The organism is Streptomyces sp. NPDC001222 (genome assembly GCF_042896945.1).
GTDB classification, from domain to species: Bacteria; Actinomycetota; Actinomycetes; order Streptomycetales; family Streptomycetaceae; genus Streptomyces; species Streptomyces gibsoniae.
Map to the genome: position 1 here is coordinate 346,814 of NZ_JBIAXT010000001.1, position 21,181 is coordinate 367,994.

Here is a 21,181-nt window from a genome sequence, read left to right on the forward strand (position 1 = left end):
ATGCCCAAGCTCGAACTCCTCCCCGCCGTCGACGTCCGCGACGGCCAGGCCGTGCGCCTCGTCCACGGCGAGTCCGGCACGGAGACCTCCTACGGCTCCCCGCTGGAGGCTGCCCTCGCCTGGCAGCGGGCGGGTGCCGAGTGGCTGCATCTGGTCGACCTGGACGCCGCGTTCGGCACCGGTGACAACCGCGCGCTGATCGCCGAGGTCGCCCAGGCCATGGACATCAAGGTGGAGCTGTCCGGCGGTATCCGCGACGACGACACCCTGGCCGCCGCCCTGGCCACCGGCTGCACGCGGGTGAACCTCGGCACGGCCGCCCTGGAGGCCCCGGAGTGGGTCGCCCGGGTGATCGCGGAACACGGCGACAAGATCGCGGTAGGTCTGGACGTCCGCGGCACGACCCTGCGCGGCCGCGGCTGGACCCGCGACGGCGGCGATCTCTACGAGACGCTGGAGCGGCTGAACAAGGAGGGCTGCGCGCGGTACGTCGTCACCGACATCGCCAAGGACGGCACCCTTCAGGGCCCCAACCTCCAGCTGCTGAAGAACGTCTGCGCCGCCACCGACCGCCCGGTCGTGGCCTCCGGCGGTGTCTCGTCGCTGGACGACCTGCGGGCGATCGCCGACCTCGTCCCCCTCGGTGTCGAAGGGGCGATCGTCGGGAAGGCCCTGTACGCGAAGGCGTTCACGCTGGAAGAAGCACTGGAGGCTACATCTTGAAAAAGGATGCGGTGTCATGACGTCGGAAGCCGTGCGGCGGGTGCAGAGCGGAAGTCCCTGGGAGGAGTCCTTCGGTTTCGCACGCGCCGTCGCGGCGGGCGACCGGGTGCTGGTGGCCGGCACGACCTCCTTCCGGGGGCCGGTGCTGTACGGGGAGGGCGACCCGTACGAGCAGGCGAAGGTGGCGTTCACCAGCGCGCTGGAAGCGATCGCGGAGTTCGGGCTCGGTCCCGAGTCGGTGCTCCGGACCCGGATGTATCTGACCCATCTGCGGGACGTCGACGAGGTGGGCCGGGCCCACAAGGAGATCTTCGACTCCGTGCGCCCGGCCGCGACCCTGCTGGTCGTGGAGGGCTTCGTCGACCCGCGCATCCTGGTCGAAGTGGAACTGGAAGCCTTCCGGGGCTAGAGGCAGCCTTCCGAGGCTGGAAGCAGCAAGAGGAGCCGTGGATTCATGACCCTGGCGGTCCGAGTCATCCCCTGCCTGGACGTGGACAACGGCCGGGTCGTCAAGGGTGTCAACTTCAAGAACCTGCGCGACGCGGGCGACCCCGTCGAGATGGCCAAGGTGTACGACGCCGAGGGCGCCGACGAGTTGACGTTCCTGGACATCACCGCGTCCTCCGGCAACCGTGAGACGACGTACGACGTGGTGCGCCGCACCGCCGAGCAGGTCTTCATCCCGCTGACGGTCGGCGGCGGGGTCCGCACGGCCGAGGATGTGGACAAGCTGCTGCGGGCGGGCGCCGACAAGGTGGGCGTGAACACGGCAGCGATCGCCCGCCCGGACCTGATCCGGGAGATCGCGGAGCGTTTCGGACGGCAGGTGCTGGTGCTGTCGGTCGACGCGCGCCGCACCGAGACCGGCGCGTTCGAGGTGACCACCCACGGCGGCCGCCGGGGCACCGGCATCGACGCGATCGAGTGGGCGCACCGGGCCGCCGAGCTGGGCGCGGGCGAGATCCTGCTCAACTCGATGGACGCGGACGGCACCAAGGACGGCTACGACCTGGAGATGATCGCGGCCGTGCGCAAGCATGTGACGGTTCCCCTGATCGCGTCGGGTGGCGCCGGCCGGGCGGCGCACTTCCCGCCGGCCGTCGCGGCGGGCGCGGACGCGGTGCTCGCGGCCTCCGTGTTCCACTTCGGGGACCTGCGCATCGGAGAGGTGAAGGCGACGCTGCGGGAGGCGGGGCACCCGGTCCGCTGACGCCGTCCTCGGCCTGAGCCCCGGTCGCCTCGCGGTGGCCGGGGCTGCTTTCCGGGCAGATGCGAAAGGAAAGTTGCGCAAAATCCATTGTGCAATTTTTCCTTCGCATCTACGGTGAAGGCATGACCGACAAGGAGCGGGACCGCCGCATCAGTGATCTGGGCACGCTCAAGGCGCTGGCCCACCCGCTGCGGATCAAGGTGTACCGGGGGCTGACCGTCGCGCGGGCCGCGACCGCTTCACAGCTGGCCGAGCAGGTCGACGAGGCCGTCTCCCTGGTCAGCTACCACCTGCGCAAACTCGCCGAGTACGGGCTGATCGAAGAGGCCGAGCCCCGCAGCACGGACAGCCGGGAGCGCTGGTGGCAGCCGGCGTCCGACGGCGTGCGCATCCGCGACGAGGACTTCCGGGACGCCCCGGAAAAGGCGGCCGCGCACACGGCGGCCAGCCGGCTCTTCCTGGAGCAGCGGAACGAGATGTACCGGCGCTATCTGGACGAGCGGGCGCACTGGGGCCCCGAGTGGAACTCCGCCGCCGAGTCCGCCGAGTCGATCCTGCGGCTCACCGCGGACGAACTGGCCGAGCTGGCAGAGGACATGCTCGCCCTGGTTCGCAGGTACGAGGAGCGCGGCCGGGCCGCCGAAGCGGCGGGCGGCACCGAGGGCCGCGAGAACGTCGCCGTGCACTGGTACACCTTCCCCTTCCGCGCCTGAGAGGACCGCCACGTGACCTCCACCGCCCTGGGGCCGGCCCCCGTCGCCGAACGCCCCGCCCACCGCGACGGCAACGTCCTGCGCTGGCTCGCCGCCTACACCGCGTCGATGGTCGGCGACAACGTCTACTACCTCGCGCTCTCCTGGGCGGCGGTGCAGGCCGGGTCGCCCGCGCAGGCCGGAATGGTGACGGCGGCGAGCGCCCTGCCCAGGGCCCTGCTGATGCTGGGCGGGGGAGTGGTGGCCGACCGGTTCGGGCCGCGGAAGGTCGTCCTCGGCAGCGACGCCGTGCGCTGCGTCGCCGTCCTGGGGGTGGCGGGACTGCTGTCCGCGACCCGGCCGGGGCTGTGGCCGCTGTTCCTGGTGTCCCTGGTCTTCGGCACCGTGGACGCCCTGTTCATGCCCGCCGTGGGGGCGCTGCCGGCCCGGGTGACGAGCCGGGACCAGCTCGCACGGGTGCAGGGCATGCGGGCCCTCGCGATCCGGTTCGCGAGCGTCGTGGGCGCGCCGCTCGGCGGCCTCGGGGTGGCGCTCGGCGGCGCGGCGGCCGCGTTCGGGCTCGCCGGGCTGCTGATCGCCGTGTCCGTGCCGTTGCTGGTCCTCGTACGGATACGGGAGCTGCCGCCGGACGACGCCCACGGCACGCCCCCCACGACCGCCTGGCGCGATCTGGTGGCGGGCCTGCGCTACATCCGCCGCCACCGCGTCCTCGCCCCGCTGGTGCTCACCATCGCCCTCGGCGACCTCGGCTTCGTCGGCCCGCTCAACCTGGGCCTGACCCTGCTGGCCGACGAGCGCGGCTGGGGTGCCGCGGGGATGGGCTGGGTGCTGGCCGGCTTCGGGACCGGAGCGGGGGCCGTCTCGCTGCTGCTCACGGTGCGCGGACGACTGCCGCACGCCGGGCGGGTACTCGCGTACGCGATCATCGCGGGCTCCGTCGCGATCGGGGCCCTCGCCTACGTCCCCGGCGTCGCCGCCGCCGTCGGTGTGGCCCTCCTCATCGGCCTGCTCACCGGCCTGAGCGGCGTGATGTGCGGCGCGCTGCTCCAGACCCAGTCCGACCCCGCCTGCCTGGGGCGCGTCACCGCCGTCTCCAGCCTGGTCAGCCTCGGCTTCGCACCCCTCAGCATGCCCCTGTCCGCCGCCGCGATCGGCCTCTGGGGCACCGGCCCGGTGTTCGTCGTGAGCGCGGCGGTCTGCGGGCTCAGCGGGGTCGTCGCCCTCGGCGCGCGCGATCTGCGCCGCGCCGAGCTCCCCCGCTGAGCGCCCCTCTCAGATACCGAGCTCCTTGGCGTCCTGCACCTTCGCGACCGCCTCCTTGTCGCCCGTCAGCTCCACGTCCGCCACCCGCTGCCGCCCGAAGGCGAACATCAGCAGTTCCGAGGGCTCGCCGGTCACCGTCACGACCGGCGTGCCCCGGTGCGCGACCGCCGTCTGCCCGTCCGGACGGCGCAGCACCAGCCCCGTCGGCGCCTTGCGGCCGGTCAGCCGCGCCGTGCGCTCCAGACGCGCCCACAGGGCGTCCTGGAAGACCGGGTCGAGCTCGCGCGGGGTCCAGTCGGGCTGGGCGCGGCGGACGTCCTCCGTGTGGACGTAGAACTCGACCGTGTTCGCCGCCTCGTCCAGCTGCTTGAGCTGAAAGGGCGAGAACCGCGGCGGCCCGGTGCGGATCAGCTGGATCAGCTCCTCGTAGGGCTTCGCGGCGTACTCCTCCATCACCTTCTCCAGCCGCGGCGCGAGCTGCTTGACCAGCACGCCGCCGGCCGCGTCGGGGCGGCGCTCGCGGACCACGACGTGCGCGGCCAGGTCCCGGGCGTTCCAGCCCTCGCACAGCGTGGGCGCGTCCGGACCCGTGGCCTCCAACAGATCGGCGAGAAGAAGGCGTTCACGCTTCGCATGGGTCGACATGCAGTCAGCGTACGGCCGGGAGCACCGTCCGCCCAGCGGACCGTGACCGGTGATGACGGTGGGGCGCGGCACAATGGTCGTCATGACCAGTACGCCTGACCCCGCCAGGCCCAGCGGCCTGGACCCCGAGATCGCCGCGCGCCTCAAGCGCAGCGCCGACGGGCTGCTCCCCGCGATCGCCCAACAGTACGACACCGGCGAGGTGCTGATGCTCGGCTGGATGGACGACGAGGCGCTGCACCGCACGCTGACCACCGGCCGCTGCACCTACTGGTCCCGCAGCCGCCAGGAGTACTGGGTCAAGGGCGACACCTCGGGCCATGTCCAGCACGTCAAGTCGGTCGCGCTGGACTGCGACGCGGACACCCTGCTCGTCAGGGTCGACCAGGTGGGCGCCGCCTGCCACACCGGGGACCGTACGTGCTTCGACGCCGATGTGCTGCTCGGGGACGCCGTGACCGGCGCCGCGTCGGCCATGGATCAGTAGGGTCGGCCGCCATGGACCTCGAGACGTTCCGCAAGCTGGCCACCGACCGTCGCGTCATCCCGGTCACCCGCAAGCTCCTCGCCGACGGCGACACCCCCGTCGCGCTGTACCGCAAACTCGCCGGGGAGCGCCCCGGCACCTTCCTGCTGGAGTCGGCGGAGAACGGCCGGGCCGCGTACAAGTGGTCCCGCTACTCCTTCGTCGGCGTCCGCAGCGCCGCCACCCTGACCGAGCGGGACGGCGAGGTCCACTGGCTCGGCACCCCACCGGTCGGCGTCCCGGTCGACGGTGACCCGCTGACCGCCCTCCGGGCCACCATCGAGGCCCTGCACACGCCCCACCAGGAGGGTCTGCCGCCGTTCACCGGCGGCATGGTCGGCTATCTGGGCTACGACATCGTCCGCCGGCTGGAGAAGATCGGCCCGGGCGAGCGGGACGAGCTGCGGCTGCCCGAGCTGACCATGCTCCTCACCAGCGACCTCGCGGTGATGGACCACTGGGAGGGCTCCGTTCTGCTGATCGCCAACGCGATCAACCACAACGACCTCGACACCGGCGTCGACGAGGCCTACGCGGACGCCGTGGCCCGCCTCGACGCGATGGAGGCGGATCTCTCCCGCGCGGTCCCGCAGCCGGCCGCCGCCCTCCCGCCCTCCGAGCTGCCCGAGTTCACCGCCCGATGGGGCGGCGCGGACTTCCGGGCGGCCGTCGACGACATCAAGGAGCGCATCCGGGCGGGCGAGGCCTTCCAGGTTGTCCCCTCGCAGCGCTTCGAAACGGCGTGCACGGCCAGCGCGTTGGACGTCTACCGGGTGCTGCGGGCCACCAACCCGTCCCCGTACATGTACCTGTTCCGCTTCGACGGCTTCGACGTCGTCGGGTCCAGCCCGGAAGCGCTGGTGAAGGTGGAGGACGGCCGGGCCATGGTGCACCCCATCGCGGGCACCCGGCACCGCGGCGCCACCCCGCAGGAGGACCAGGCGCTCGCCGAGGAACTGCTGGCCGACCCCAAGGAGCGGGCCGAGCACCTGATGCTCGTGGACCTGGGCCGCAACGACCTGGGGCGGGTCTGCGAGCCCGGCTCGGTCGAGGTCGTCGACTTCATGTCCGTCGAGCGGTACTCGCACGTGATGCACATCGTCTCGACCGTGACGGGCCGGGTCGCGCGGGGGCGCACGGCCTTCGACGTCCTGACCGCCTGCTTCCCGGCGGGCACGCTGTCCGGCGCGCCCAAGCCGCGCGCCATGCAGATCATCGACGAACTGGAACCGTCGCGGCGGGGGTTGTACGGCGGCTGCGTCGGCTACCTGGACTTCGCGGGCGACTCCGACACGGCCATCGCCATCCGTACGGCGCTGCTGCGGGACGGCACGGCGTACGTCCAGGCGGGCGCGGGCATCGTGGCCGACTCCGACCCGGTCGCCGAGGACGACGAGTGCCGCAACAAGGCGGCCGCGGTACTGCGGGCGGTCCATACGGCCAACCGGCTGGGGCGGTGAGCGGGGCCGGGCGGATCGCGCTCGGTCAGCCGGCTCCGAGGGGGGCCGCGGACCGGTTCCGGACATGTCGATCACCCGATAAAGGGGCCCGGGTGACGGTTCACCCGGGGTTCAGGCGATAGTGGAGTACGTGACTGCCGTACCTCACCCCCGTACCGAGGCCGCCGCACCCGTCCGGTCCGGCCGCCGCAGCCTCGCCCTCGCCCTGCTGTGCGGGGCCCTCGGCGCGGCGGTGGCGCTGCTCGCCTCCAGACAGGGCTGGTCGGCGGGGACCGTGACGGTGGCCGGCGGAGACTTCCCGCTGACCGCCAAGGGCAGCGACGTCACGGGCGTGCCCGCCGCGCTCGCCATAGTGGGCCTCGCCGCGCTCGTCGCCGTCTTCGCCGTCCGCAGGGCCGGGCGCTTCCTCGTCGCCGGGCTGCTGGCGCTCTCCGGCGCCGGCGTCGTGGCGGCGGCGCTCCTCGGCGCCGCGGACAGCTCCGCGCTGGACGAGAAGGCGGCCCAGGCGGCCGGCGACACCTCCGCGACCGCCTTCGCGCTCACCCACACGGCATGGCCGTACGTGGCCGCGGCCGGCGGCGCGCTGCTGCTCCTCGCCGGGCTGCTCGCCCTGCGCTACGGCCGGCTGTGGCCCGCGATGTCCGGCCGCTACGAGCGCGACGGCACGCCCCGGCCCCGCAAGGCCAAGCCCCTGGACCCCGACCGTCCCGAGGACCTCTGGAAGGCTCTCGACCGGGGTGAGGACCCCACGGGCGCCTGACCCGCCCCACCGCCCCGCGGCGCGCCTGCCGAAGGGGCGTGTCGCAGGCGAGCCCGGCACCCCCGGGAGCGACCCCCGAGCTCACCTCATCCACGCGCGTGCGGGACAATGAGGCCCGAGCGTGCGGCTCACACAACTCACGTACAGCCAGCAAGGAGCATGTCATGGCGGGCAACAATCACGGTCACACCCCGGCCGCCTGGGCCGGTGTCCTCATCGCCTTCGTCGGTTTCCTGGTAGCGGGCGCCTTCACCGTGATGGCCCAGCCGGCCGGCTTCTGGGCGGGCCTGGTGATCGTCGCCCTCGGTGGCGTCGTGGGCGGCGTCATGCGCCAGATGGGCCTCGGTCAGCCGAAGACCCCGGCGCACTCGGCGCACAAGCCCGCGAGCGCGAGCACGAGCCGCTGAACCCTCCACGACCTCGCACGTCGTAGGTCAGGCAGGTCGCGCATCTGCCATGGCTCGTACGCTCTCGTACGTTCTCCTGTGTGAGGCGGCCCCGGCCGGTCCGGCGGCCGCCTCATGCGTCTCCTGCCGCGCGAAGGCGGCGGGGCAGGCAGAATGCCTCCCGTGAACGCCGACAACCTCAGCGTGGTGCCGCCCCGCACACGAACCGGAGCCGCCGTCGTGCTCCGGCGGATCGCCGCGCCGGCCGGAGTGCTCGCGGGCGTCGCCGCCGCCTTCGCGTACGTCGGGGCCGTGGACCCCAACGAGCCCGGCCACTACCCGGTCTGCCCGCTGCTGCACTACACGGGCCTGTACTGCCCCGGCTGCGGAGGACTGCGCAGCGCGCACGCCTTCGTGCACGGGGACTTCCTGACCGCGCTCCACGACAACGTGCTCGCCGTCGCGGGCTATCTGGGGTTCGCCGTGGTGTGGATCCTGTGGGCCCTTCACGCCGCCCGGGGACGGCGTGTGCGCCTCGACCCCGGCCCGGTACCGCTGTGGGGCCTGGGCGCCCTGCTGCTGGTCTTCACCGTTGTCCGCAATCTTCCCCTCGGTGGCTGGCTGCACCCTTGACCGATGGGTGAATGCCCAGGTAGTGGGACGGCCGTCAACCGGATGCGAGATCTACCCCGTCCTCCGGATACCATCGCAGTGACCAGTGGTTCCGCCTTCGGGGCGGTCCCGGTGGACCGAGCCCCGAGGCGCTACCAGCTTCTTCAACCGTCAGGAAGGGGGCCGCTCGCGTGAGTGTGCTCGACGAGATCATCGACGGAGTCCGTGCCGACCTCGCGGAGCGGCAGGCGCGCGTCAGCCTCGACGAGCTCAAGGAGCGCGCGGCGAAGGCACGCCCCGCCAAGGACGGCGTCGCGGCTCTGCGGGGCGACGGCGTCAAGGTGATCTGCGAGGTGAAGCGGTCCAGCCCGTCCAAGGGCGCGCTCGCCGCGATCGCCGACCCGGCCGCCCTTGCGGCGGACTACGAGGCGGGCGGCGCGGCCGTCATCTCCGTGCTCACCGAACAGCGGCGCTTCGGCGGCTCGCTGGCCGACCTGGAGGCCGTCCGCGCCCGGGTCGACATCCCGGTGCTGCGCAAGGACTTCATCGTCACCTCGTACCAGCTGTGGGAGGCCAGGGCCTACGGCGCCGACCTCGCGCTGCTGATCGTCGCCGCCCTTGACCAGCCCGCCCTCGAGTCCCTCATCGAGCGCGCCGAGTCCATCGGGCTCACCCCGCTCGTGGAGGTGCACGACGAGGACGAGGTCGAGCGGGCGGTGGACGCCGGCGCCAAGGTGATCGGCATCAACGCGCGCGACCTGAAGACCCTGAAGGTCGACCGCACGACGTTCGAGCGGGTCGCCCCGGAGATCCCCGAGGGGATCGTGAAGGTCGCCGAGTCCGGCGTCCGGGGACCGCACGACCTGATCGCGTACGCCAACGAGGGCGCCGACGCGGTGCTCGTGGGTGAGTCCCTGGTGACCGGGCGCGACCCGAAGACCTCGGTCGCCGACCTGGTCGCGGCGGGCGCCCACCCGGCGCTGCGGCACGGACGGGACTGACATGACGCCGGGACCGACCCCGTGCCCCGCGCCCAGCGCGGGTCATCCGGACGGCCCCGGCCCGGTAGGGTTGGCCTCGATGATGCTTTCGATCACCATGGCGACCAGGGATCCGTATGCCCGGCTCGCCCGTGGGTGCCGGCCGCGTGGCTGCCGGGCGCCCGCGCGGCGGGTGCACGGGCGACGGGTGCGGTATGTCATCGGTGACGAGCCCGGGCAAGTGAACGGAATGCGATGGCGTCGCCCGCGTGCGCGCCACCTGCGGTGAGCTGAAGGGGGTCGCTCCTCGGCCGGGTGCCTTGACGGCCACCGGGCCCTGAGCGGGTTTCCCGTCGGACGGCACCGCCGGGACGGCGCGCGCACGCGACCGCAGATGATTCCCGTTCCGACCTACCCGGGGCTCTCCGCCCCTGTGAGGTATTCCGTATGCCCAGCGAATTCTTCGTTCCCGACCCCCATGGTCAGGTTCCCAATGCCGAGGGGTACTTCGGCGCGTTCGGTGGCAAGTTCATCCCGGAGGCCCTCGTCGCCGCCGTGGACGAGGTCGCCGTCGAGTACGACAAGGCCAAGGCCGACCCCGAGTTCGCCCGCGAGCTCGACGACCTGCTCGTGAACTACACCGGCCGGCCCAGCGCCCTCACCGAGGTGCCGCGCTTCGCCCGGCACGCCGGTGGCGCCCGGGTGTTCCTCAAGCGCGAGGACCTCAACCACACCGGATCGCACAAGATCAACAACGTCCTCGGGCAGGCCCTCCTGACCAAGAGGATGGGCAAGACGCGGGTCATCGCGGAGACCGGAGCCGGCCAGCACGGCGTCGCCACCGCCACGGCCTGCGCCCTCTTCGGGCTCGACTGCACCATCTACATGGGCGAGATCGACACCCGGCGGCAGGCCCTCAACGTCGCCCGGATGCGGATGCTCGGCGCCGAGGTCATCGCCGTGCAGTCCGGCTCCCGCACCCTCAAGGACGCCATCAACGAGGCGTTCCGGGACTGGGTCGCCAACGTCGACCACACCCACTACCTGTTCGGCACCGTGGCCGGCCCCCACCCCTTCCCCGCCATGGTGCGCGACTTCCACCGAGTGATCGGCGTCGAGGCACGGCGGCAGATCCTGGAGCGCGCCGGGCGCCTGCCCGACGCCGCCGTCGCCTGTGTCGGCGGCGGTTCCAACGCCATCGGGCTCTTCCACGCCTTCATCCCCGACACCTCCGTGCGCCTCATCGGCTGCGAGCCCGCCGGCCACGGTGTCGAGACCGGCGAGCACGCCGCCACCCTCACCGCGGGCGAACCCGGCATCCTGCACGGCTCCCGGTCCTACGTCCTCCAGGACGACGAGGGCCAGATCACCGAGCCGTACTCGATCTCCGCGGGCCTCGACTACCCCGGCATCGGCCCCGAGCACGCCTACCTCAAGGACAGCGGCCGCGGCGAGTACCGGGCCGTCACCGACGACGCGGCGATGCAGGCCCTGCGCCTGCTGTCCCGCACCGAGGGCATCATCCCGGCCATCGAGAGCGCCCACGCCCTCGCCGGCGCCCTGGAGATCGGCCGGGAGCTGGGCCAGGACGGGCTGATCGTCATCAACCTGTCCGGGCGCGGCGACAAGGACATGGACACGGCCGCCCGGTACTTCGGCCTGTACGACACCGACGCGTCCGTCGCCGCGGACGCCGACAGCGACACCGCCGAGATCGAGGGGGACGTCAAGTGAGCGGGAACATCCGACTGCTGTCCGACACCCTCGCCGCAGCGAAGGCCGAGGGGCGGTCCGCCCTCATCGCCTATCTGCCGGCCGGCTTCCCGACCGTCGACGGCGGCATCGCCGCGATCAAGGCGGTCCTGGCCGGCGGCGCCGACATCGTCGAGGTGGGGCTGCCGCACAGCGACCCGGTCCTCGACGGGCCCGTCATCCAGACCGCCGACGACATCGCCCTGCGCGGGGGCGTCAAGATCGCCGACGTGCTGCGTACGGTCCGCGAGGCGCACGAGGCGACCGGGAAGCCGGTGCTCGTGATGACGTACTGGAACCCCATCGACCGCTACGGCGTGGAGCGCTTCACCACCGAGCTGGCCGAGGCGGGCGGCGCCGGCTGCATCCTGCCGGACCTGCCCGTGCAGGAGTCGGCGCTGTGGCGGGAACATGCCGAGAAGCACGGGCTCGCCACGGTCTTCGTGGTGGCGCCGAGCAGCAGGGACGGTCGGCTCGCCGAGATCACCGCGGCGGGCTCCGGATTCGTCTACGCGGCCTCCCTCATGGGTGTCACCGGCACCCGTGAGTCGGTCGGCACCCAGGCCCAGGACTTGGTCCGGCGCACCCGGGCGACCACCGACCTGCCCGTCTGCGTCGGCCTCGGCGTGTCCAACGCCGCGCAGGCCGCCGAGGTGGCCGGTTTCGCCGACGGGGTGATCGTCGGCTCCGCGTTCGTGAAGCGGATGCTGGACGCGGAGGACGAGGCGGCGGGCCTCGAGGCCGTACGGGCACTGGCGGGCGAGCTGGCCGAGGGCGTGCGCCGCACCGGGTGACACGGCACCGCGGGACACCCGAGGGAATTCACCTGGGAGGGTGAGTCCCGGGAGTCCCTGATCATTTCTCGCTCGAACGGGTGGACCTGGGACCGGGGAGGCGCGCTGCGCCTCCCCGGTTCGTTCTGCCGGATGTGAGCGAGAAGAACCGTGACGGAAAGCGCACCGCCCGTGAGCGGCTGGCGGTCGAGCGACAGAGGCAGAGGAGCGCGGACAGGCGCCGCCGGGCGCTGATCGTGGGCGCCTCGATCGTGTGCGTCCTGGGCCTGGCGACGGTGGTGGGCCTCCTGGCGGCGAACGCCGGTAAGAGCGGCAAGAGCGGCGCCGCCGGTCCCGCCGTGGCGCCCTCGGGGGCGACGGGCAAGGACAGCCTCGCGATCCCGGTGGGCCAGGACTCCGCCAGGTCCACCCTCACGGTGTGGGAGGACTTCCGCTGCCCGGCCTGCCAGGCCTTCGAGACCGCCTACCGCCCGACGATCCGCGAGCTGACCGACGCCGGCAAGCTCAGAGTCGAGTACCACCTGGCCACGCTCATCGACGGAAACACCGGCGGCAGCGGCTCCCACCGCGCGGCCAACGCCGCCGCGTGCGCCCAGGACGCCGGCAAGTTCCGCGACTTCCACGACGTGCTGTACGAGAACCAGCCGAGCGAGACCGAGGACGGCTTCTCCGACAAGGCGAAACTGATCGAGCTGGCGGGCAAGGTCCCCGGTCTCGACACGCCCGCCTTCCAGACGTGTGTGAACGGCGGCACACACGACGGCTGGGTGGCCAAGTCGAACGACGCGTTCCAGAGCGGCGGCTTCAGCGGGACCCCGACCGTGCTCCTCGACGGCAAGAACATCTACACCGACCGGACGATGACCCCGGCGAAGCTGAAGCAGATGGTGGAATCGGCGAACAAGTCCTGAGGGCGGACCCCGCCCGGCGCGCCCCCGGCCCGCCACGCCGGGGGAGGCGTACGTTATGGACCCGTAGCCGGGTGAATTGCCGCCCTGCGTGTCCGGCACGGTAGCGTCGTTCCTGCCATGGAACTTGCCTACATCCCCAGCCCCTCGCGCGGAGTGCTGTACCTCGGCCCCATTCCGCTGCGCGGCTACGCGTTCTGCATCATCATCGGTGTCTTCGTAGCCGTGTGGCTCGGCAACAAACGCTGGGTCGCCCGCGGCGGGCGCCCGGGCACCGTGGCCGACATCGCGGTCTGGGCGGTGCCCTTCGGCCTCGTCGGCGGACGGCTCTACCACGTGATCACGGACTACGAGCTGTACTTCAGCCCCGGCCGTGACTGGGTGAACGCGTTCAAGGTCTGGGAGGGCGGACTCGGCATCTGGGGCGCGATCGCGCTCGGGGCGATCGGCGCCTGGATCGGCTGCCGCCGCCGGGGCATCACCCTGCCCTCGTACGCCGACGCCGTCGCCCCCGGCATCGCCTTCGCGCAGGCGATCGGCCGCTGGGGCAACTGGTTCAACCAGGAGCTGTACGGCCGGCCGACGGACCTGCCGTGGGCGCTGCACATCACGTCCTCCGCTGGCGGCCGGGTGCCCGGCTACTACCACCCCACGTTCCTGTACGAGTCGCTGTGGTGCGTCGGGGTCGGATTCCTGGTCATCTGGGCGGACCGCCGCTTCCGGCTGGGACACGGCCGGGCCTTCGCACTGTACGTGGCCGCGTACTGCGTGGGCCGCGGCTGGATCGAGTACATGCGGGTCGACGACGCGCACCACATCCTGGGCCTGCGGCTGAACGACTGGACCGCCATGCTGGTGTTCCTGGGCGCGGTCGTGTACATCGTGGTCTCGTCGCGGCTGCGGCCGGGCCGGGAGGAGATCGTGGAGCGGGGCGACTCCGACGGCGAGACCGGGCAGGACGGCGGTTCCGTGGCCCTGGAGAAGAAGCCGGAGCAGTCCGAGGAGAAGCCGGAGTCCGCAGACGTGAGGCGCGGGCAGTCCGGCGAGAAGCCGGAACCGGCCGAGAGCGAGCCCGAGGCCCCGACTTCGGACACGTCCGGGGCGGAGGAGACCACCGAGGACCCCGGCGCCCCCGAGGACGCGAAGGCCCCGGCGGCGGACGAGGCCCGGTCGGCGAAGAAGAGCTGAGGGACGCTTCCCCGCGTCGGGGGCGCCGTATCACCGGATACGGCGCCCCCGACGTGTTGCGGGGCGGGGGCACGGTCCTCAGCGCCTGCGGCGGGCCAGGGACAGCGTGGTGTGTGCCTCTCTGACCACCGCCGTGTCGACGAAGCGCCCGTCGGGGAGGGCCAGGGCGCCCGGCTCCCTGGCCGCCGCCTTCAGGACCTCCTCCGCCCACGAGATCTCCTCCGCCGTGGGCGCGTAGGCCCGCTCGATCACCGGAAGCTGGCGGGGGTGGATCGCCGCCCGCCCCAGAAAGCCCAGGGTCCGGCCGTGCGCACAGGAGGCCGCCAGCCCCTCCAGATCCCTGGTGTCCGGGTAGATCGACTGGGCGGGCGGCGGCAGTGCGGCGGCCCGTGCGGCCACCACCACCCGGGCCCGCGACCAGTCCAGACCCGCGTCCTCCCGTACGCCGAGATCCGCCCGCAGATCCGCCTCTCCCAGCGCGATGCCCCGCAGCGCCGGATGCGCCGACGCGATGGTGTAGGCGCGCTCCACACCCAGGGCCGTCTCCAGCAGGGCGTAGAGGGGGACCGTCCCGCCCGCCGCGCGAGCGGCCCGCCGCGCCACCTGCACGACGTCCGACGGCGACGTCACCTTCGGCAGCCTGAGGCCCGACAGACCGGGCAGGGCCGACAGCGCCGCGAGGTCCGCGTCGGCCCACGGACTGTCCAGCGCGTTCATCCGGACATGGACCGGCACCGGAGGGTGCTCGGACAACCGCTCCGCCGTCGCGGCCCGTGCGTAGTCCTTGCGGTCCGGGGCGACCGCGTCCTCCAGGTCGACCAGCACCACATCGGCCCCCGACCGCAGCGCCTTGCCGACCACCTCCGGGCGGTCCCCGGGGGCGTACAGCAAGGTGAGCGGGGGGAAGCCCGGGCCCGCGCTCACAGGGCGCCCTCCGCCTCGAGCGCGGCGATGTCCCCGTCCGTCAGGCCCAGCTCGCCGAGGATCACCCGGGTGTCCGCGCCGTGCGGCCGGCCCGCCCAGCGGATCGCGCCGGGCGTGGCGGACAGCCGGAAGAGCACGTTCTGCATCCGCAGTCGGCCCAGCTCCGGGTCGGGGACGGTGGTGATCGTGTCCAGGGCCGTGTACTGGGGGTCGGTCATCACGTCCCGTACGTCCTGCACCGGCGCCACCGCCGCCTCCGCCTGTTCGAACTCCTTCAGCACCTCCGCCCGGGTGTGGCGGGCGATCCAGCCGCCGACCGCCTCGTCGAGCACATCGGCGTGCCGGGCCCGTTCCTCGCCGCTCGCGAACCACGGCTCCTCGATCACCTCCGGACGGCCCACCAGCCGCATCACCCGCTCGGCGACGGACTGCGCGGAGGTGGACACGGCGACCCAGTCGCCGTCCGCGGTGCGATAGGTGTTGCGGGGCGCGTTGTTCTGGGAGCGGTTTCCGGTGCGCCCCTGGACGTGGCCCAGCTGGTCGTACCAGATCGGCTGCGGTCCGAGGACCGTGAGGATCGGTTCGATGATCGCCAGATCCACCACCTGCCCCGCACCGGTGCGGTCCCGGCCCGCGAGGGCGGTCAGCACCGCGTACGCCGTGGTCAGAGCCGCGATCGAGTCGGCCAGCCCGAACGGAGGCAGCGTCGGGGGCGCCTCCGGCTCCCCGGTGATCGCCGCGAACCCGCTCATCGCCTCCGCGAGCGTGCCGAAGCCGGGGCGGTGCGCGTAGGGCCCGAACTGGCCGAACGCGGTGACCCGGGCGAGGACCAGCCGGGGGTTCGCGGCCGACAGCTCGTCCCAGCCCAGGCCCCACTTCTCCAGCGTGCCCGGGCGGAAGTTCTCGATCACCACGTCGGCGGTCGCGGCCAGACGCAGCAGCGTCGCCCGGCCGCCCGGCCGGGACAGGTCCAGGGTCATGGTGCGCTTGTTGCGGCCCAGCAGCTTCCACCACAGGCCCACCCCGTCCTTCGCCGGGCCGTGCCCGCGGGAGGGGTCCGGCCGGACCGGATGCTCGACCTTGATGACCTCGGCACCGAAGTCACCGAGCAGGGTGGCGGCGAGAGGGCCGGCGAAGAGGGTCGCGAGATCGAGGACACGGAGGCCGGTGAGGGGCGCGGTCATGAGCGGTGGGCTTCCCGGTGGGTGAGACGGGCCAGGGCGTCGAAGCCGACGCCGTTGAAGTCGCCGACGGACGTGGTCAGCCGGTTCTTGAGCGGGGCCGTCCAGCGGTCGGGCAGCGCGCCGGGGTGTCCGGCCAGCAGGCCCGCCATGCTGCCCGCCGCGGCACCGTTGGAGTCGGTGTCCCAGCCCCCGGACACCGCACGGCAGACGGAGCCGGTGAAGTCGCCGTCGGCGTGGGTGAGGGCGGCGGCGATCAGGGCGGTGTTGGGCACGGCGTGGACCCAGTGACAGCTGCGGTGGGTGGTGTGGAGTTCGTCGACGACCGCCTCGAAGTCCCATGTCGTACGCGCGAGTCGGATCGCTTGGCGGACCGCGCGGGCCAGCCGGGAGCCGGGTGGGACCACGGCGAGGCCGGTGCGCAGGCAGTGGTGGACGTCGTGGACACCGGTGGCCGCCTCGGCGAGGGCGGCGGCCGTGAACATGGCCGCGTAGACGCCGTTCGCGGTGTGCGTGAGGGTGGCGTCGCGATGGGCCTGTTCGGCCGCGGCGGCCGGGTCGCCCGGGTTGGTCCAGCCGTGGACGTCCGCGCGGATCAGGGCGCCGATCCACTCGCGGAAGGGATTGCGGTGCCGCGCGGTGCGCGGGGGTTCGATCCCGCAGAGCAGATTGCGGTAGGCGACGCGCTCGGCGGTGAAGGTGCGCCCGGCGGGCAGTTCGTCGAGCCAGAGCCGGGCCACCTCCCCGGTGCCGAAGGCCTTGCCGTGGCGGCCGAGCAACAGCAGGTTGAGGATCGGGTAGTCGAGGTCGTCGTCCTCGGGCATGCCGTCGATGTTCTCGGCGAGGGAGTTCGCCGCGGAGCGGCGGTTCCAGGGGTACCGCTCGGCGAGGTCGTCCGGTACTCCGCGGGCCGTGAACCAGGTGCGCAGGGGCCAGTTGCCGGTGGCGCGAGCGAGTGCGCGGATACCGTCCAGGGGGAGCTTCTCGACGGGCTTGCCCAGCAGGCAGCCCACGGCCCGGCCCAGCCAGGCGGACTCCAGACGCGCCACCGCCGGGGCCCGCACGCTCCCGGTCCGCTCGGGCCAGTCCGGACACAGCGCCTTGATGCGCTCCAGACAGGTCGGTTCGCGCTCCGCCGACCGGCGGGGCAGATCGGCCAGCTCGTCCAGCAGATCCTTCGCCAGCACCCGCAGATACGGGGACACCGGCGCGGAGGACGCGCCCGCCCGCGCCGGAGCCTCGGGACCGCCCGCCCGGTACCACCGCGCCGCGACGGCCGAGGTCTCGCGGCCCTCCAGCTCCGCCTGGCGCAGCTCGTGGCCGAGGAGGTCCTCCGGCTGGACCCAGGTCACTCGGAGCACCTCGGACCTCCCATCCCGGCGAACGCCGCCTCATGGGCCCGGCGGCGGTACACGTCCCGGGCGAAGATCTCCCGCGTGACCTCCGTCAGCGTCCGTGCCGGGGCGTGCAGATCCAGACGGCTGGCCTCGGCGACCTCCTTCGCCCAGTAGGACGGCACCTCCGACCCCAGCGCGCCCGTGATCGCGCCCGCCATCGTCGCGATGGAGTCGCAGTCCCGCCCGTAGTTGACCGAGCCGAGCACCGCGTGCCGGAAGTCGCCGCGCGCCACCACCACCATGCCGAGCGCCACCGGGAGTTCCTCGATCGCGTGCAGCCGGGAGGGCCGGCGGGCGCCCAGGGACGGGGCGCGGTAGTCCGGGCCGACCGTGTCGTAAGGGGCCACCGCCTCCCGCAGCGGACGCAGTGCGGACTCGAAGTCCGAGTAGCGGGACGCCGTGTCGCAGACCGTCTCGATGGCGGCCCGCGTACCGTCCTTCGCCAAGGACAGACACGCGCCCACGACCGAGTCGGCGGTCGCGCCCGGCGCGCACGCGGCCGCCACCGCCGCCGCGAACACCCCGGCCGCCTCCCTGCCGTACGACGACTGGTGCGCCCCCGCCACGTCCAGCGCCTCGGCGTACGCGCCCGCCGGATGGGCCGCGTTGACCAGGCCGACCGGCGCCATGTACATCGCCGCACCGCAGTTGACGATGTTGCCGGCGCCCGCCTCGCGCGGATCGACATGGCCGTAATGAAGCCTGGTCACCAGCCACTTCTCCGCGAGGAAGATCCGCTGGAGGGGGATCGTCTCCGTCTCCAGCTCCGGGATCCAGCGCGGGTTCGTCATCAGGTCCGGGACCAGGTGGTCGGCGATCGCGTACGCGTCGAGGTGGTCGCGGACGGCCGCGTACACCCGTACCAGCGCATGGGTCATCAAGGTGTCGTCGGTGACATGTCCGTCGCCCTTGTGGTACGGCGCCACGGGACGGGCGGTGCGCCAGTCGTCGCCGTGCCAGGGTCCGACGATTCCGTGCACCCGGCCGCCGTGCCGTTCGACGATCTGCGCGGGGGAGTGGCCCTCGACGGGGCCGCCGAGGGCGTCGCCGACGGCGGCGCCGACCAGGGCGCCGGTGATGCGTTCGTCGAGAGGGGTCGTCTCGTCAGAAGTGGGCGTCATGTCCCGAATCATCCACCTGGAGCGATCAGTTCCGTCGCCTCCAGGAGTTCGGCGAGGTGTACGAGGTCGGTACCGGTCAGCCGGGGGAGCGCGCAGCCGGACAGGATGCGGCAGGCGTCCCGCCAGGCGGGCGGGATCGCCGCGCCGCCGCCGATCGCCCCGGTCAGCGCGCCGGCCAGGGCCGGGGCGGAGTCGGCGACCCGCGACAGACACGCGGCGGCGGGTACGGCCTCGACGATCCGGCCGCGGGCCGCCGTCGCCAGGGCGAGCGCGACCGGGACGGTCTCCGCGGCCGCGACGCCGTAGCTGTAGACGTGGTCGACGATCTGGTGCTCCAGCAGCGGTACGACGGAGAAGGCGGGGTCGCCGTCCCGGGCCAGCGTCAGCGCGTGCCGGGCGTTGCGGCCGATCTCGGTGGACTCCGGAAGCTCGCCCAGGGCGGCCGCCACGCAGGCCTCGACCCCCTCCCCGCACAGGGCGAGCGAGAGGGCCGCGGCCATGGCACGCGCCCCGTGCACCCCGTCGCCGTCCTGGGTGTAGCGGGCGTCGAACTCGGCCAGTTCCGCGGCGAGTCGGGGATCCCCGGGGTGCGCCACGGCCAGCACACAGGCCCGTACACAGGCCGCGTCGTCGAAGTAGTGCGGGTTGTCGTGGCCGGTGGCGGGCGGGCGCAGACCGGTGGCGAGATTGCCGAGTCCCGCGCGCACGGAGATCCGGGCGCGCAGCGGCGGAACCGCCGACTCGACCTCGGGCGCGCGGTCGGCCGCGGCGGCGACCTCGGCGGCGACCGCGTTCCAGGACAGATCGATGGCCGCGCGCATCCTGCGCTGCCGGCCGACGTCGCCGAGCGCGCTGCCGTCCCCGGCCCGCAGCACGGCCTCCGCCGCGAACGCCGCCCACTCGGCGTCGTCCGACGGGCCCAGCCGCAGCGGCTCCGGGGGCTGGTTGAGCGCGATCGGCACGGGCAGGGTGGTGGTCGCGTTCTGCTCGGCGAAGGTGTCCAGCTCCCGGGTGAGCCGACGGGTCCACTCGGGCATCCGGGCGGCCCGGTGCCGGGCGGCCGGCCATCCGGCGGCGTCGCCCGCGGCGAGCCCGAGCAGCAGCCCCTCGACCCGGCGGGGACCGGTGGCCGCGCTCATGACTCCGCCTCGTCCTCGTCCGCCGCGCCCACGTACGCCGCCTCCGCACAGGCCGCGGGATCGGGCTGCGCCCGGGCGTCCTGGATCGGGGGGCCGTTGCGGGGCACCGGGCCGCGGGTGGTCGTGGGTGCGCCGGGGGCGGCGAGCGGCACGGGGTCCTCGCCGTCTTCGCTGTCGTTGGGCGCGCTGCCGATGGCGAGCGACGGCTCCCTGCCGTCTCCGAGCGCAACCGTGTCGACGCCGTACGCAGGCCGGCCCGGTCGCTCCTGAGCGGTGGCGCTCCGCGCCGCCGGTGTCGCCCCTGTCGCCGCTGTCACCCCTGCCCCACCGTCCTGAGGCGTCAGCAGGTCCGCCACATCGAGCACATGGTGACCCGCCACGGACGGCAGGCACCGCCCGCGGACCGGCCCGATCGCCGTCGCCCAGGCGGCCGGGATCGCCGACACTCCGCAGGCCGCACCGGCCAGCGCGCCCGCGACCGCGGCCGTGGTGTCGGCGTCGCGGCCCATGTTCACCGCGGTGAGCACCGACTCCTCGAAGTCGCCGTCCGCCGCCGCGTACGCGCCGAAGGCGAGGGCCACCGCCTCGGGCGCGAGGTCCGTCCAGGGATAGCCGCCGATCACCACCGCGGAGCGGACCGCGCGGGCGCCCCGGCGCGCCGCCGTCACCGCGCGGCGCAGGGAGCGGGCGGTCCACGAGTCGTCGGGGACGACCGCGAGGGCAGCCGCCACCACGGCGGTCGTCGGCGCGCCCGCCATCGCCGCCGCCACCCCGGCGGCGACCGCCTGGCCGCCGTAGATGCCCTCGCCCTCGTGGCTCACCGAGCCGTCGACGGCCACCAGCCGGGCCGCCTCCACGGGGCGTCCCGCCGCGAAGACGCCGAAGGGGGCCGCCCGCATGGCCAGGCCGTCGCTCCAGGCGTGCCGGTGCTGCGCGGAGATGGGCGCCGCAAGGCCCCGGCGGAGGTTCTCCAGCGTGCCCCGCTCACTGAAACCCGCCCCGCGGAACGGGCCCTCGTCCCGGTCCGCGATCCACCGGTGCCAGGCCGCCTCCACCTGCGCCACGGTGAGCGCCGAGCCGTACCGGGCCAGCAGCAGCCCCGAGAAGATCGCGTACTCGGTGTCGTCCGTGCCGGAGGGCTGCTCGACGACGTACCCCGTGATGCGGCCCCAGCGGGCACGGATCTCGGACGGTCGCATGTTCTCGGCGGGCGCGCCGAGCGCGTCCCCGACGGCGAGGCCGAGCAGCGCGCCGCGGGCCCGTTCCCGCAGGCCGCAGGCGTCCCCGGGGGCCGGGGCCGGGGGAGTGCAGGCGGTGGATGCCATACGGAGCCTCTCCTCTCAGGGCGCCCCTCCCCGGTCCCGGCCACGGAACCGCTTTGCGGATCTGTGCCACCGGAGCCGTCCCGCCGAGCCTCGCGGGCCTCAGCATCACCCTTCCGACATCTGTGCAGGGGTAATCACGGATGAGCGCTCGCCGCCAAAAGTGCAGGTTAGCCC

23 protein-coding genes are annotated in these 21,181 nt (G+C 73.4%); 16 read left to right on the forward strand and 7 right to left on the reverse strand.

Annotated features, from left to right (window positions below; all coding sequences use genetic code 11):
• From priA to ACFY2Z_RS01595, 5 genes are all read left to right on the forward strand, one after another.
• Window positions 1-723 carry a bifunctional 1-(5-phosphoribosyl)-5-((5-phosphoribosylamino)methylideneamino)imidazole-4-carboxamide isomerase/phosphoribosylanthranilate isomerase PriA gene (priA, locus tag ACFY2Z_RS01575; RefSeq protein WP_355903852.1) on the forward strand — a complete coding sequence of 241 codons (723 nt, stop codon included), beginning with the start codon at window positions 1-3 and terminating at the stop codon, window positions 721-723.
• A 16-nt stretch (window positions 724-739) separates the two neighbouring features.
• On the forward strand, window positions 740-1,132 hold the full coding sequence (locus tag ACFY2Z_RS01580; RefSeq protein WP_355903849.1) for a RidA family protein: 393 nt from the start codon (window positions 740-742) through the stop codon (window positions 1,130-1,132).
• 45 nt (window positions 1,133-1,177) lie between these two features.
• Window positions 1,178-1,933 carry an imidazole glycerol phosphate synthase subunit HisF gene (gene hisF, locus ACFY2Z_RS01585; RefSeq protein WP_390742152.1) on the forward strand — a complete coding sequence of 252 codons (756 nt, stop codon included), beginning with the start codon at window positions 1,178-1,180 and terminating at the stop codon, window positions 1,931-1,933.
• 122 nt (window positions 1,934-2,055) lie between these two features.
• Window positions 2,056-2,646, forward strand: coding sequence for an ArsR/SmtB family transcription factor (locus ACFY2Z_RS01590; protein ID WP_390742153.1), 591 nt, complete (start codon window positions 2,056-2,058; stop codon window positions 2,644-2,646).
• A gap of 12 nt (window positions 2,647-2,658) precedes the next feature.
• A complete protein-coding gene (locus tag ACFY2Z_RS01595) occupies window positions 2,659-3,909 on the forward strand; it encodes an MFS transporter (RefSeq protein ID WP_390742154.1) in 1,251 nt (416 codons plus the stop codon).
• A 9-nt stretch (window positions 3,910-3,918) separates the two neighbouring features.
• Here the strand turns inward: ACFY2Z_RS01595 and ACFY2Z_RS01600 are convergent, their stop codons facing one another.
• Entirely contained in the window at window positions 3,919-4,554 is a 636-nt protein-coding gene (locus ACFY2Z_RS01600; protein WP_390742155.1) for a TIGR03085 family metal-binding protein, read from the reverse strand.
• A gap of 82 nt (window positions 4,555-4,636) precedes the next feature.
• On the opposite strand from ACFY2Z_RS01600, the gene hisI reads away from it, so the two are divergent.
• The 11 genes from hisI to lgt all read left to right on the forward strand — a co-directional run bounded on the left by hisI (window position 4,637) and on the right by lgt (window position 13,920).
• On the forward strand, window positions 4,637-5,041 hold the full coding sequence (gene hisI / locus ACFY2Z_RS01605) for a phosphoribosyl-AMP cyclohydrolase (protein WP_390742156.1): 405 nt from the start codon (window positions 4,637-4,639) through the stop codon (window positions 5,039-5,041).
• 11 nt (window positions 5,042-5,052) lie between these two features.
• Entirely contained in the window at window positions 5,053-6,540 is a 1,488-nt protein-coding gene (locus ACFY2Z_RS01610; RefSeq protein ID WP_390742157.1) for an anthranilate synthase component I, read from the forward strand.
• A 121-nt stretch (window positions 6,541-6,661) separates the two neighbouring features.
• Complete coding sequence (locus ACFY2Z_RS01615; protein ID WP_390742158.1) at window positions 6,662-7,300, forward strand: TIGR02234 family membrane protein; 639 nt, start codon at window positions 6,662-6,664, stop codon at window positions 7,298-7,300.
• A 164-nt stretch (window positions 7,301-7,464) separates the two neighbouring features.
• Window positions 7,465-7,707 carry an HGxxPAAW family protein gene (locus tag ACFY2Z_RS01620; protein ID WP_390742159.1) on the forward strand — a complete coding sequence of 81 codons (243 nt, stop codon included), beginning with the start codon at window positions 7,465-7,467 and terminating at the stop codon, window positions 7,705-7,707.
• Between the two features lie 153 nt (window positions 7,708-7,860).
• Window positions 7,861-8,319 (forward strand): DUF2752 domain-containing protein, encoded by a 459-nt coding sequence (locus ACFY2Z_RS01625; protein WP_390742160.1) that lies wholly within the window; start codon window positions 7,861-7,863, stop codon window positions 8,317-8,319.
• Window positions 8,320-8,489: 170 nt separating this feature from the next.
• Entirely contained in the window at window positions 8,490-9,299 is an 810-nt protein-coding gene (trpC, locus tag ACFY2Z_RS01630) for an indole-3-glycerol phosphate synthase TrpC (RefSeq protein WP_390742161.1), read from the forward strand.
• 82 nt (window positions 9,300-9,381) lie between these two features.
• On the forward strand, window positions 9,382-9,567 hold the full coding sequence (gene trpM / locus ACFY2Z_RS01635; RefSeq protein ID WP_390742419.1) for a tryptophan biosynthesis modulator TrpM: 186 nt from the start codon (window positions 9,382-9,384) through the stop codon (window positions 9,565-9,567).
• Window positions 9,568-9,725: 158 nt separating this feature from the next.
• Entirely contained in the window at window positions 9,726-11,012 is a 1,287-nt protein-coding gene (gene trpB / locus ACFY2Z_RS01640; protein ID WP_390742162.1) for a tryptophan synthase subunit beta, read from the forward strand.
• The gene (gene trpA, locus ACFY2Z_RS01645; protein ID WP_390742163.1) at window positions 11,009-11,824 is read left to right on the forward strand and encodes a tryptophan synthase subunit alpha; all 816 of its coding nucleotides are present in this window, start codon (window positions 11,009-11,011) and stop codon (window positions 11,822-11,824) included. Before trpB ends, trpA begins: the two co-directional genes overlap by 4 nt.
• A gap of 134 nt (window positions 11,825-11,958) precedes the next feature.
• Window positions 11,959-12,735, forward strand: coding sequence for a DsbA family protein (locus ACFY2Z_RS01650; protein ID WP_390742164.1), 777 nt, complete (start codon window positions 11,959-11,961; stop codon window positions 12,733-12,735).
• Between the two features lie 117 nt (window positions 12,736-12,852).
• Complete coding sequence (gene lgt, locus ACFY2Z_RS01655) at window positions 12,853-13,920, forward strand: prolipoprotein diacylglyceryl transferase (RefSeq protein WP_390742165.1); 1,068 nt, start codon at window positions 12,853-12,855, stop codon at window positions 13,918-13,920.
• 78 nt (window positions 13,921-13,998) lie between these two features.
• Here the strand turns inward: lgt and ACFY2Z_RS01660 are convergent, their stop codons facing one another.
• Genes ACFY2Z_RS01660 through ACFY2Z_RS01685 form a run of 6 tightly spaced genes read right to left on the reverse strand, consistent with a single transcriptional unit; the run spans window position 13,999 to window position 21,007 of the window.
• Window positions 13,999-14,844: an HpcH/HpaI aldolase/citrate lyase family protein gene (locus ACFY2Z_RS01660; RefSeq protein WP_390742166.1), complete on the reverse strand. Its 846-nt coding sequence runs from the start codon at window positions 14,842-14,844 to the stop codon at window positions 13,999-14,001.
• Window positions 14,841-16,028, reverse strand: a complete 1,188-nt coding sequence (locus tag ACFY2Z_RS01665) for a CaiB/BaiF CoA transferase family protein (RefSeq protein WP_390742167.1) — start codon at window positions 16,026-16,028, stop codon at window positions 14,841-14,843. Before ACFY2Z_RS01665 ends, ACFY2Z_RS01660 begins: the two co-directional genes overlap by 4 nt.
• Window positions 16,025-17,386, reverse strand: coding sequence for an ADP-ribosylglycohydrolase family protein (locus ACFY2Z_RS01670; protein WP_390742168.1), 1,362 nt, complete (start codon window positions 17,384-17,386; stop codon window positions 16,025-16,027). Before ACFY2Z_RS01670 ends, ACFY2Z_RS01665 begins: the two co-directional genes overlap by 4 nt.
• Entirely contained in the window at window positions 17,374-18,543 is a 1,170-nt protein-coding gene (locus ACFY2Z_RS01675) for an ADP-ribosylglycohydrolase family protein (protein ID WP_390742169.1), read from the reverse strand. Before ACFY2Z_RS01675 ends, ACFY2Z_RS01670 begins: the two co-directional genes overlap by 13 nt.
• Window positions 18,544-18,551: 8 nt before the next feature.
• A complete protein-coding gene (locus ACFY2Z_RS01680; RefSeq protein ID WP_390742170.1) occupies window positions 18,552-19,682 on the reverse strand; it encodes an ADP-ribosylglycohydrolase family protein in 1,131 nt (376 codons plus the stop codon).
• Window positions 19,679-21,007, reverse strand: a complete 1,329-nt coding sequence (locus ACFY2Z_RS01685) for an ADP-ribosylglycohydrolase family protein (protein ID WP_390742171.1) — start codon at window positions 21,005-21,007, stop codon at window positions 19,679-19,681. The genes ACFY2Z_RS01680 and ACFY2Z_RS01685 overlap by 4 nt, the downstream gene beginning before the upstream one ends.
• Window positions 21,008-21,181: the final 174 nt, after the last annotated feature.